At 50.5% G+C, this 12669-nt stretch carries 9 protein-coding genes and 1 pseudogene; 3 read left to right on the top strand and 7 right to left on the bottom strand.

Features of this window, described 5'->3' with window-relative positions; genetic code table 11:
- Positions 1–111: 111 nt before the first annotated feature.
- The 6 genes and pseudogenes from DW965_RS06290 to DW965_RS06265 form a co-directional block, all read right to left on the bottom strand.
- A pseudogene (locus tag DW965_RS06290) lies at positions 112–639 on the bottom strand (DUF5662 family protein); the annotation flags it as partial.
- Positions 617–1543: a hypothetical protein gene (locus DW965_RS06285; protein WP_119198154.1), complete on the bottom strand. Its 927-nt coding sequence runs from the start codon at positions 1541–1543 to the stop codon at positions 617–619. The gene DW965_RS06285 and the pseudogene DW965_RS06290, both read right to left, overlap by 23 nt.
- Positions 1483–2511: an alpha-amylase family glycosyl hydrolase gene (locus tag DW965_RS06280; RefSeq protein WP_119198153.1), complete on the bottom strand. Its 1029-nt coding sequence runs from the start codon at positions 2509–2511 to the stop codon at positions 1483–1485. Before DW965_RS06280 ends, DW965_RS06285 begins: the two co-directional genes overlap by 61 nt.
- A gap of 96 nt (positions 2512–2607) precedes the next feature.
- A complete protein-coding gene (locus tag DW965_RS06275; RefSeq protein ID WP_117812864.1) occupies positions 2608–3363 on the bottom strand; it encodes an exodeoxyribonuclease III in 756 nt (251 codons plus the stop codon).
- Between the two features lie 81 nt (positions 3364–3444).
- Positions 3445–4905 carry an aminotransferase class I/II-fold pyridoxal phosphate-dependent enzyme gene (locus DW965_RS06270; protein WP_158554953.1) on the bottom strand — a complete coding sequence of 487 codons (1461 nt, stop codon included), beginning with the start codon at positions 4903–4905 and terminating at the stop codon, positions 3445–3447.
- A gap of 114 nt (positions 4906–5019) precedes the next feature.
- Entirely contained in the window at positions 5020–6084 is a 1065-nt protein-coding gene (locus DW965_RS06265) for a branched-chain amino acid aminotransferase (RefSeq protein ID WP_117509070.1), read from the bottom strand.
- Positions 6085–6362: 278 nt separating this feature from the next.
- Here DW965_RS06265 and DW965_RS06260 point away from each other — a divergent pair, with 278 nt between their 5' ends.
- The 3 genes from DW965_RS06260 to DW965_RS06250 all read left to right on the top strand — a co-directional run bounded on the left by DW965_RS06260 (position 6363) and on the right by DW965_RS06250 (position 11052).
- Positions 6363–6731: a DUF1292 domain-containing protein gene (locus DW965_RS06260; RefSeq protein ID WP_117509071.1), complete on the top strand. Its 369-nt coding sequence runs from the start codon at positions 6363–6365 to the stop codon at positions 6729–6731.
- Positions 6732–6949: 218 nt separating this feature from the next.
- A complete protein-coding gene (locus DW965_RS06255) occupies positions 6950–7237 on the top strand; it encodes a helix-turn-helix domain-containing protein (RefSeq protein ID WP_119198152.1) in 288 nt (95 codons plus the stop codon).
- A gap of 224 nt (positions 7238–7461) precedes the next feature.
- Complete coding sequence (locus DW965_RS06250) at positions 7462–11052, top strand: ABC transporter ATP-binding protein/permease (RefSeq protein ID WP_119198151.1); 3591 nt, start codon at positions 7462–7464, stop codon at positions 11050–11052.
- A gap of 94 nt (positions 11053–11146) precedes the next feature.
- Here the strand turns inward: DW965_RS06250 and DW965_RS06245 are convergent, their stop codons facing one another.
- Positions 11147–12457, bottom strand: a complete 1311-nt coding sequence (locus DW965_RS06245) for a M18 family aminopeptidase (protein ID WP_119198150.1) — start codon at positions 12455–12457, stop codon at positions 11147–11149.
- Positions 12458–12669 lie beyond the last annotated feature (212 nt).

The raw sequence follows: 12669 nt of genomic DNA, 5'->3' as shown, positions 1-12669 counted from the left end.
GGGCGGGTGGGTCCAATACCTTAATGAGTGGACGGGGGACACTTTCTTGCGGATGGCCTCTTCGTAGACGGTGCATTCTTGAGGACAGTGCATTCGCGGGACGGGGTCACCTTTTAGGAAGTGGTAGCGGATGTAATAGAGGGTATCGTCTTCGCCGCGTTCCGAGAGCATGCGCAGCAGAAATTCGAGCTGCGAGAGTGTCTCGGGATGGACGAACCAGAGGTGGCCGATTCCTTTTTTGAGATACTGGTACGGCGCCTGATCGGTATAAGCGTCTCCGAGGTAGACGCGGGACGCGCTGATGCGGTCCATAATCATCTCGGCGACGTAACGGCGCGGCATTGGGACGCCTTTGATGATGGTGTCACAATTGATACCGTAATCAATCCAGTATTCAAAATGATGTTTGTTGCGCCCTTTATGGTGCATCCAGGATTTTGACATGCCGGTGTCTTCGCGCTCGGCGTTATTGGGACTCCGGTCGCCCTGATAGTATTTCATGCCGACCAGAAATTCCGTCGGCGAATATTTCGAGAGGTCGTGGGTCAGTCCCTGCCAGTACAGTCCTATTTTGAAGCAGTACCGCATGACCCACATTTTGTGTGTGGTAATGGTTTTAAAGTGCTGCCATGCTTTCATCATTCTGCCTCTTCTCCTGCTTTCCTGTTAAAATTATGATACTGCGCGGCGGCACGATGACCGTTTTTGCGCTGACTTTTTTCTGATTTTCTTCTGTCAGGAAGACTTCCGGTGTGTTGGTGTCGGCCGTCAGATACCAGACCTTCTGTTCCGGGAGGGACGGCAGTGCCAGCTCATGCGGATTCCAGTGCATGTTGTAGGCAATATAAAGATCGTCGTCCTTGTTGCCGTCTTTATCCTGGAAATAGCTTCCGCAGTACATGACGCCGATAAAACGGCACGTATTTTCCATCTGGGAGAACCAGGCTCTCTGGCTGTGGAAGGACATATCCGGGCAGCCGTAGGATTTGTAGTCGATGAGGCGCGGCTCGCGTTCGCCGTGCAGCGCCGGATGCGCTTTCCGGAAGGCGATTGCTGCTTTTACAAAGGCGGCAAACTCCGGATTCCGGGCGGCTGCTTTCCAGTCGATCCAGCCGGTTTTGTTGTCCTGGCACCAGGCGTTGTTGTTGCCCTTCTGGCTGTTGCCGAATTCATCACCGCCGTAAATCAGCGGTGTTCCCTGGCTTGTCATCAGCATGAGAACGGCATTTTTCAGCTGGCGGAGACGCAGCGCGCGCACAGCCGGTTTCCGGGTCACGCCTTCTGCGCCGCAGTTCCAGGTCAGGTTTTCGTTGGAACCATCCATATTGTCTTCGCCATTGTCCAGATTGTGTTTCTGTTCGTAGGAAACGCTGTCATACAGGGTAAAACCGTCGTGATCCGCAAGATAATTGATCACACCGTGTGTCTCCGGGCTTCTTCTCAGATAATAGGTGAAGTCGGAAAGGCTGCCCTCATCGCCTTTTAAGAAGCGGCGGATATGGTACTGGTAGCCTGATTGTGTTCCCCTAAATTCCGGAACCACGGGCGTTTTCCCTGATAGATCCGTGCGCCGTCAAAACCGAGGAAAATCAGTTTCGTCTTCCGAAGGAGTGCATCTTTGGACGCTTCTTCTGCCAGCGATGCATCGCCGACCAGATGGAAACCGTCGATCTGGTAGCGGAGCTGCCAGTGGTGCAGAACCTGCAGGGCAAAACCAGAAGGCGTTCCCGGGGCAAAACAGAATTCCATCAGGCATTCGATACCATTCTCATGCAGGGCATCGACCATCTCTGCGAACTCTGCGACGGCATCTGCGGATGCAGCATACGAAGCTTTCGGAGCAAAATACAGGGCCTTTGTGCCGTATCCCCAATAATTCACGCGCTTCTCTTCCGCCGGCGCCGGATATACATAGGCCGGCTCCGTAAGGGAGGTCCACTCAAAAAACTCGTAGGACGGCATCAGTTCTACTGCATTGATACCGAGTTCTTTTAAGTATGGAATTTTTTCGATCACGCCGCGGAACGTTCCCTTGTTCTTTACACGGGAGCTTCCGTCTTTGGTGAAACCGCGCACATGGAGCTTATACAGAATCGTCTCCTCATACGGCCGGTGCAGTGAGGTGGTGCGCATTACCGGGTACTCCGGGAGAAGGCAGCAGCAGGCGCCCTCTTCTTTTTCCATCGGTGCACCGAAGGTTTCTCTTCCTTCTACTGCTCCCGCATACGGATCCAAGCAGAAAGCTTCGTCCATCCGGTAGGCATACGAAAACTTTCCTACCGTCAGGCCTGTGATTTCCACGGAACTGATCACGCCAGTGCGCTCCTCTTCCGGAAGCGGCACGGTAAGAAACGGTTTCTGGTGACCTTTCCGGTACAGCAGAAGCTCTGCTTTTTTTCCATCTGATACTTCTACGGCAAAATTGTATCCGTCTTTCGTCGCCGATGCGCCCATTTTCTCCGGATTTCCCGGTAAAATTCGATATTTTCCTCTGTTTTTTGTCTGTATCATAATTTCCGCCCTTATTTTTTATAATTTGTTGCAATTGTCATACTATTAATGTAAATCATTTGAATAAAATTGTCAATTGACCAATGTTACCAATTGTTATACCTCTAAATCCAGTTCCACCGGGCAATGGTCGGAACCGAGAATTTCGGTATGGATTTTGGCATCTGCAACTGCATCTTTTAAGGACTCTGATATCATAAAGTAATCAAGCCGCCATCCTGCATTCCGCTGGCGTGCCTGAAAGCGGTATGACCACCAGGAATACGTCACGGTGTCCGGATACAGCATACGGAAGGAATCAACAAAGCCTTTTTCTTTGATCACAGCAAATTTTTCGCGCTCCTCTTTCGTAAAGCCGGCGTTTTTCTCATTTGCCTTTGCATTTTTGATATCCATCTCGGTCGCTGCGACGTTCAGATCTCCGCAGAAAATCACCGGTTTTTCCTGCTCCAGTCCTTTTAAGTAAGAAAGAAACGCATCCTCCCACTCCATCCGGTAGGCAAGGCGTTTTAATTCATCCTGCGAATTCGGTGTGTAGACGGTTACAACAAAGTATTCCGGAAACTCTGCCGTAATCACACGGCCTTCCATATCATGTTCTTCGATTCCGATACCATAGCGAACGGAAATCGGCTCCTCTTTGGTAAACAGGGCCGTGCCGGAATATCCTTTCTTTTCCGCATAATTCCAATACTGATGATAGCCGGGCAGCTCAAGGTCGATCTGTCCTTCCTGCAGCTTTGTCTCCTGCAGGCAGAAAATATCGGCATCTGCCGCCTCAAAGTATTCCTGAAAGCCTTTCTTCATACAGGCTCTCAGTCCATTTACGTTCCAGGATATCATTTTTTTCATACGCAATTCATCTCCTTTTCCTGACAGTCTGTTCTCTGCGGTTTCTGTTGCAAAGCGCTGGGAACCGACTTCCGTTTTCTTTTATTCCTCTTTCAGAACATACAGCACTTCCAGCGACGCATCCGACGGTCCGTGAAATTCGCAGCCGTCTGCTTTATACTGGCGCATCAGTTCCAACATTTCTCTGCTGTACCGCTCGCCCGGGCAGATGAGCGGGATTCCCGGCGGATATGGGGCTGCCATCTCGGCTGCAATTCGTCCTTCCGCTTCTGCAAACGGAACGGCTTCCTTCTCCGCAAAATATGCCTCGCGCGGTGTCTTTACCATCTCCGGCAGGCTGCGGAACAGCCACTGCTTTTCTGTAAACTTCGTCCGCCCCGTCGTTTTCCCGCTCTCTGCTGCCGAAATTCCTGCCAGCGCATCGATCAGCCGTGTGATATCTTCCTCGCTGTTTGCCCAGGTAATAACGCAGACCACGTTCTCCTCGTCGGCAAGCTCTGTACTGACGCGGTATTCCTCGTACAGACGCACCTGCAGATCGTAGCCGGAAATACCAAGTTCTCTTGCCGAGAATACAAGACGCGTCAGGTCGATCTTCCATACGCCGCACGTTCCTTCCATCTCGGTCCCAAGAACTTCGATTCCTTTGATCTTTGCAAGCTCCTGCCGCGCCCTCTGGCCGAGTTCCAGCGCGCGTTCCATTCGCTCTTTTCCGTGCAGCGCCATCCCGCGCCGCGCCGCATCGAGGGATGCCATCAGAAGGTAGGACGGCGATGTACTCTGTACCATCTGCAGATTGGCGGCCACTCTTGCCTCATCGAGACGGCCAGAACCGAGTGATAAGAAGGAGCTCTGTGTAAAGGAACCCGCCGTTTTGTGGATACTCTGCGCGCAGGCATCCGCACCACTTTCCAGTGCGCCGAGAGGAAGCTGTTCGGAAAAATAGAGGTGCGATCCATGTGCTTCATCGACAAGAAGCGCTGCGTTGTGGCAGTGACAGATTTCTGCGATCGCCTGCAGATCACTGCAAAGACCGTAGTACGTCGGGCTGACCAGAAGTACGGCTTTCGCATCCGGCGTTTCCGCGAAGGCTTTTTCGATCGTCTCCGGCGTTACGCCGCCCCACATCTGCCATTTCGTGCTGTACTCCGGCATCACATAAACCGGTGTGGCTCCGCTTAAAATCAGGCCCATCAGCACCGATTTGTGCACGTTTCGCGGAACAATGATTTTTTCGCCCTCTTTCACAGACGAAAGCACCATCGCCTCGTTGCCGCATGTTGTGCCGTTGACAAGAAAAAAAGTTTTTTTTGCCTTCCACGTTTCCGCCGCCAGTTTCTGCGCCTCTGCAATCACGCCCTCCGCGTGATGCAGATCGTCAAGCCCTTCTGCCTCCGAGAGGTCATACGCCGCAAGCGACGCTCCGTTTAACGTCTCATCCAGCCCGCGCTCAAACCGGTGTCCCGGAATACGGAAATAGGCCGGTGCTTCCTCCCGGAACTGTTGTAACGCCTCCACAAGAGGCATTCGATTCTGATCCATTCTGCTTTGTTTCCTTTCAAACGATTTCTGAATCTTTTTCTGAAGCGAAAGAATCCTCCCCGCACCGCTGTGCGGGAAGGACCCCCTTATCTGCATTTTTCTGTTTTATATGGTTTATTCTACCGGAGTAGTCCAGCCATATTTATCTTCCAGTTTACCCCACTGGATACCGGTCAGGGTATCGTACAGTTTCTGGGTCAGCTCACCGATCTTGAAGTCATTTACAACAACAGAATCGTCCTTGTATACAAATTCACCAACCGGAGATACAACTGCTGCTGTACCAGTACCAAATGCTTCTTCCAGTGTGCCGTCATGACCTGCTTTCATCAGATCGTCAACCGACAGATGTGTTTCGTTTACTTTATATCCCCAGTCTCTTAAGATATGGATCAGGGAATCACGGGTTACGCCCGGAAGAACAGTTCCTTCCAGCGGTGCGGTGTAGATTTCGCCGGCAATCTTGAACATGATGTTCATGGTTCCAACTTCCTCTACATATTTACGATGTACGCCGTCCAGCCACAGAACCTGGGTGCATCCCATCTTCTCTGCTTTTACCTGGCCTGCGATGGAACTTGCATAGTTACCGCCGCATTTTGTAAATCCTGTGCCACCTTTGACTGCACGAACATATTCATCCTCAACCAGGATCTTAACCGGGTTGATGCCCTCTGCATAGTATGCTCCAACCGGAGTGGTGATGATAACGAATTTGTAGGATTTTGCCATATGTACGCCAAGGCTTGCCTCAGTAGCGAACATGAACGGACGGATGTAAAGAGATGTACCTGGCTCAGACGGTACCCAGTCTTCCTGTGCTTTAACCAGTGCTTTGACAGCCTCTACAAACATCTCCTCCGGTACGCCCGGCATGCAGAGTCTCTCGTTGGATTTAATCATACGGCGTGCGTTCATTTCCGGACGGAACAGCTGGATCTTTCCTTCTGCTGTTCTGTAGGCTTTCAGTCCCTCGAACGTTTCCTGTGCATAGTGAAGTACCATGGTTGCAGGATCCATCGGGATTCCGCCGTACGGTACGATTGCTGCATCATGCCATCCCTGCTCTTTGTCCCAGTCCATGACAAACATATAGTCTGTAAAGTGTTTTCCGAATCCAAGATTTTTCTGATCCGGTTTTTCCTGTAAATGTTCTCTTTTTTCAAATCTGATATCCATTTTTTGCCTCCCCGGCAGTTGAGGATAAGTTTGTTCAGCTGCCTGTATATTTAGATTCAATAGTGATAGTATAAAACTGTACCCGAAAACAGTCAATAGAAAATACGACTAATTTTTCATTTTTTCGTTCTTATTTATTGTATCTTTTCCGTATTTTCCTGTATCAGCCGCATTTTTTCTGCTTTCCCGGCACAGCCATTGTGTTTTTTTCTATTATCTGTTAGAATGGCAGACAAGAACCTGATAAGACTTGAACACGAAAAAGGAAGGTAATACAAATGAGTGAAGAATTATTCAACAGCGCATCCTGCAGCGGAGACTGCGCAGACTGCGGCAGCGACTGCCAGGATCTGGATCAGCCGACTGTTACCCTGACACTGGACGACGATACCGAAGTAAAATGTGCCGTACTGACCATTTTCCCAGCTCCGAACCAGAAAGAGTACATCGCTCTTCTGCCGCTCGATGAAAACGGCGAGAACGAAGACGGCGAAGTTTATCTGTATCGTTACTACGAAGAGAACGGCCAGCCGAACCTCGACAACATCGATTCCGATGAAGAGTACGAAATTGCAGCAGACGCATTCGACGAGCTGATGGATACCGAGCAGTTCAACGAGATGGAAGAAAATTCCACCGAAGAGTAAGAATCACAGACTTTGAAACGATTGCAGAACCCGGCGGGAGACCTTATTTTCCTGCCGGGTTTTTCTCTCTTTTTCTCTCAAATTCCCATTATTTCTTATTTGTACAGCTTTTCTGCATCTCTCTTTAAGATCTGTTTCTATTCTTTTACAGACGTATAATATATGTGAGTAGCAATTTTCATGCCGCTACATTACATAGGAATACGAGGTATCTTTTTATGAGAGATAAAGATGTGATACAGCACATTCAGGATTTATGCAAAGAGCGTTCCTGGACTTATTACCGTCTTGCAAAAGAGGCGGACATTCCCTATTCTACCTTAAATAATATGGTAAACCGCACCAATATTCCAACCATCCCTACCCTGCAGAAGCTCTGCGACGCTTTCGGCATCACACTTGCCGATTTCTTTCTCGACGAGCCGGATGCCCTGCAGCTTACCGAGGACAGCAGGAAATCATTACGCTTTACAATAATCTTTCGCTGGAGAAAAAGAAAATCTTAAAAGCTTATATGAAAGGTCTTCTGATGGAAGTCTGACTTTTCCGGCATCATAAGTATCACAGATAAAGAAAGTTCCGTTTTTTGTTTTTCTAAAACAGAGGCGGAACTTTTTTTCTGTCGATAAACTTTTCTTAAATTTTTCTAAAGCCCGGGACTTTTCCCGTATTTCGTTGTAGAATAAAGGACAACTGTTCACATATTAATCACAGAAGGAGTTACCCTTTCATGCTACAGATTCAGCATATCAAAAAAGAATACCGGACCGGGACGCTGGTACAGAAAGCGCTCGACGATGTGTCCTTAAATTTGCGCGACAACGAGTTTGTCGCTATTTTAGGGCCGAGCGGTTCCGGAAAGACGACGCTTCTGAATATCATCGGCGGCCTCGACCGCTACGACAGCGGCGATCTGATCATCAACGGCATTTCCACGAAAAAGTATAAGGACCGCGACTGGGATTCCTACCGGAACCACACGATCGGCTTTGTCTTCCAGAGCTACAACCTGATCCCGCACCAGACCATCCTTGCAAACGTAGAGCTGGCGCTTACCATTTCCGGTGTTTCCAAAGAGGTGCGGCGCAAAAAAGCAATCGCGGCACTTGAAAAGGTCGGTCTTGGAAAACAGCTCCACAAGCGGCCGAGCCAGATGTCCGGCGGTCAGATGCAGCGTGTCGCCATCGCCCGCGCTCTTGTCAATGATCCGGAAATTCTGCTTGCCGATGAGCCGACCGGCGCGCTCGATTCCGACACCAGTATTCAGGTCATGGACCTGCTGCAGGAAGTTGCCAAAGAACGCCTTGTCGTCATGGTCACACACAATCCGGAGCTCGCCGAGCTTTACGCCAACCGGATCGTCACCCTGCGTGACGGTGTGATCTGCTCCGACACGAACCCGTTTGAGCCGGATTCCGAAACCCTGCTTCCGCCCAAACACAAAAACATGGGCAAATCGTCGATGTCCTTTCTGACGGCGCTCTCCTTAAGTTTTAATAACCTGCGCACCAAGAAAGCGCGGACCTTGCTCACCTCGTTTGCCGGCTCAATCGGCATCATCGGCATTGCACTGATTCTGGCACTCTCCTCTGGTGTCAACGAGTATATTCAGAATATGGAAGAGGAAACTCTCTCCGAATATCCTCTTCAGATCCAGAGCACCGGCTTTGACCTCACTTCGATGATGGTCGGCTCACAGAATGCCGGCAAAGACTCAAAAGATTCCGGCAAAAAGAATGAAATCAAAGTCCAGGAAGTCGTGACCAACATGTTCTCCACCATGAACTCCAACGATCTCGCTTCCCTGAAAAAGTACCTTGACGGCGGTGCGGACGGCATTTCCGACTACACAAATGCCATCGAATATTCCTACTCCGTCACGCCGCAGATCTACCGCGAAAACGGCGATTCCATCCGCCAGGTGCACCCGGACCAGTCGTTCCGCTCGCTCGGCCTTGGCGCAAGCTCCAACAGCATCATGTCATCCATGATGAGCACCAACGTCTTTTACGAGATGCCGGACACCGCTTCCCTGTACGAGAACCAGTACGACTTAAAAGCCGGACACTGGCCGGAAAACTATAACGAATGTGTGCTTGTCCTCACTTCCGACGGCGGAATGAGTGATTTTCTGCTCTACACCCTGGGGCTCCGCGATGCACTCGAGCTGGATGAGATGGTCCGCCAGTTTTTAAATGAAGAAACCGTCGAGACCCCTTCCTCCATCGGCACGTATTCCTACGATGATATCCTCGGCACCACGTTCCGTCTTGTGAACAGCGCCGACTGCTACGAATACGACAGTCAGTATCAGGTCTGGAAAGATAAAAGCGACAACGAAGACTATATGAAAAAGCTCGTTGCCAACGGCGAAAAGCTCACAATCACCGGTATTGTCCAGCCGTCCCCTGACTCTGCCGCCTCTGCCCTGACCGCCGGCATCAATTACCCGGCATCGCTGACCCGCCACGTTGTGGAGGAAGCAAAGAAATCCGAGATTGTGAAACAGCAGATGGCGGACTCCTCCATCGATGTCTTTACGAATCAGGAATTCGGCACCGTGGATCAGAACAGCGGTCTTGATATGGATTCCTTTATCACTGTCGATGAGGACAAGCTGCAGAACGCTTTCCAGTTCGACGATTCCGCACTCTCCGGTGCTTTTTCCGGTGATTCCATGAACCTTGATTTTTCCAGTGCCTTTGCGGACGCCGGAAGCAGCATGGATCTCGCGGGTGCGATTGACCTCAGTCAGATCTCTCTTAATTTCGACGGACTGCCGCAGCTTGATCTTGGCCAGATTTTATCCGGGCTTACTCTCAATGTCAGTGAAGACGGCATGCAGGAACTGGCTTCCAGCCTCATGGAGGGCTATCAGGGCTACGCCTCGGAGCACCCGGAGGCGGATTATTCCCATTTACAGGAGGATTTCGTCTCCTACATCAATTCCACGGAAGCACAGGAAATCCTGCGGCGCCACATCCAGACCATCATTGCAGGCGGCGGTGTTTCCATTACACAGGAACAGATCCAGGAACTCATTCAGCGGATCTTCAAAGGGTATCAGGCATACCTGATCAAGATGGGCTACACCGACCCGGAACAGTTTGATGCTTATCTTGCGGAGTATCTGCAGACCGAAGAAGCTGTTCAGATCATCAACGACTGGATTTCCGAGGTGATGCAGAACAACGGCAATATCGAAATTACATCCGACCAGCTCACTGCGCTTGCGACGGAGCTTTCCAACGGTTATCTCGCTTACGTGAAGGAGAACGGCCTGCCGGATCCGACGGAGATGGGCCAGCACTTTATCGCCTATCTGAACACGGCGGACGGCCAGCAGCGGCTGAACAGCGGTATCACAAAAATCGTCGATCTCGACGGACTGCAGTCCCAGGTTTCTTCTGCGCTCACAAACTACATGGCAGGCGTTATGGGAAGCTACTCCGCTTCTGTCGCCTCGGTTCTGCAGACACAGATCACTTCCGCGATGGAACAGATGATGACGCAGATGGCCTCTGCAATTCAGTCCGAGATGGAGCGCGCCATGACGCAGGTCGGTAATTCTCTTCAGGATTCGATGGGCGATGCCATGAAGATTGACACCGATGCCTTTGCAAGTGCCTTCCAGATGAATATGACTGAGGATGATATGAAAGAGCTCTTCGCTTCTCTTAGTTCTTCCGGCTCTTCCACCTATGAGGGCAATCTGCAGAAACTGGGCTACGCTGATTTTGACGAACCTTCTTCGATCAGCATTTACCCGAAAAACTTTGAGAGCAAGGAACACGTTGTCTCCATCCTCGACGGTTACAATGACACGATGGAAAAAGAAGGCAAAAACGAGCAGGTAATCTCGTACACCGATATGGTCGGCACTCTGATGTCCTCCGTCACGGATATCGTCAACATCATCAGCTACGTGCTGATCGCTTTTGTCGGCATTTCCCTTGTGGTTTCCTCGATTATGATCGGCGTCATCACCTATATCAGTGTTCTGGAACGCAAGAAAGAGATCGGTATCCTGCGCGCGATCGGTGCTTCGAAACGCAATATTTCGCAGGTCTTCAATGCCGAAACCTTCATCATCGGACTCTGTGCAGGACTGATCGGCATCGGGCTCTCGCTGCTTCTGATGATTCCGGGCAACCTTCTGATCCACCATCTGGCGGATACGACGAAGGTCAGTGCTTCTCTTCCGCTCGTCCCGGCGCTTGTTCTGATTGCACTCAGCGTCGTTCTGACCCTGATCGGCGGTCTGATTCCGTCGAAGAAAGCGGCAAAAAGCGATCCGGTTACGGCACTCCGGACAGAATAATCTGATCCTTAAAACACACTTTGCAAGTACGCAAAAAGCGGCCGGCAGAGGCTTTTCAAAAGTCCCGCCGGCCGCTTTTTTCTATCTTAAACTTTTATTTTTCTTCCAGAAAAAATCCATGCTCTGTCCGCACCAGTGTCGTCTCATAGAAGGTCTTTGCGAACTGCACCAGATAAGCAGTATCTTTGGCGCCTGCCGTCTCATACGGGGAATGCATCGCAAGCTGAGCCATTCCGATATCCACGCTTGTCACCGAGACAAGAGAGTTCAGAATTGCGCCGAGCGTGCTTCCGCCCGGAATGTCGGCGTGGTTTGCGAATACCTGGCACGGTACGCCGGCCTTCTCGCAAATCATCTTTGTTACGGCTTCCGAAACAGCATCGGTCGTGTATTTCTGGTTTGCACTCTGTTTGATGACAACGCCGCCGTTCATGTAGACGCGGCTCTTCGGATCGTATTTCTCCGCATGCGCCGGATGGAACGCATGTGCATTATCGGCAGAAACCATAAAGCTTCCCGCAAGATCTCTGTGGTAAGCGATCGTATCTTTTCCGCACGCTGCGTTGATGTGCTGCAGGGTCTCAGTCAGGAACGACGAATCTGCGCCCTGTTTGGTAAGGCTTCCGACTTCCTCGTTGTCAAAGATTGCACAGACATTAACCTGACCTGTCGCTTTTGCGGCAAGGAATCCTTTTAAGGAACCGAATGCGCTCTGCAGATCGTCGAGGCGGCCGCTGGACAGAAATTCTTTGCTGGCGCCCCAGATAGAGCCCTCCACGCGGTTGTACAGATAAAGTTCCATCGAGAGGATGTCCTCTTTTGCCGTATCCGGCAGAAACAGCTCATAGAAATGATCTTTCGCTGTCTCATCACCGAGAATCGGGAGCATGTCGGTCTGCACACTGTATTTGATTCCGTTGTTGATGTCGCGGTTCAGATGAATCGGCAAATTCGGGATCGTCACCAGATCTCGTCCGGCATCAACCAGCACGGATTTCACGCTGTTTCCGTCACGTACCACCATGCGGCCCGCCAGGGAAAGCGGACGGTCAAACCATGGGGAACGGATCATTCCGCCGTAGCCCTCCACGTTCAGGCGGGTATAATGACCATCCGTCACGAATGGGTCCTCTCCCTTTACTTTAAACGTCGGACAGTCGCTGTGGCTTGCGATGATCTGGTAGCTGGAAAATGCGCTCTCCGGGATCTGGAACGCAATCACCGAGGATTCATTTCTCGTCACATAATATTTTCCGCCCGGAACGAGACTCCATTCTTTTGTCTCCTCCAGTTTTGTATATCCATTTTCGTTCAGCAGATCACTGGCTTCTTTTACCACATGAAACGGGCTTTTGCACCGCATGATAAAATCGAGCAGCTCCTGCGCTGTATTCAGGTATTCCATAGTTTTTCTCCTTTGCATATATTCAAACGCTTCTTCTATTTTATAAAATCCCGCTGTCTTTTTCAAGACCCAAAAACCTGTGGGAACTTACTGTATCACTCGCAATCATCGTTTCGAATCGGATATTCGCAATCCGCTTCGCTACTCGCACATAAAACCAGCCGCTGCTTCACAAAAAAATCCCGCACAGACAGATTTTTATTTTCTGTCGT

The organism is Blautia sp. AM47-4, assembly GCF_003479865.1.
GTDB lineage: Bacteria > Bacillota > Clostridia > Lachnospirales > Lachnospiraceae > Fusicatenibacter > Fusicatenibacter saccharivorans.
The sequence above is the reverse complement of the archived record's forward strand: the minus strand, read 5'-3'. Positions and strand labels throughout refer to the sequence as shown.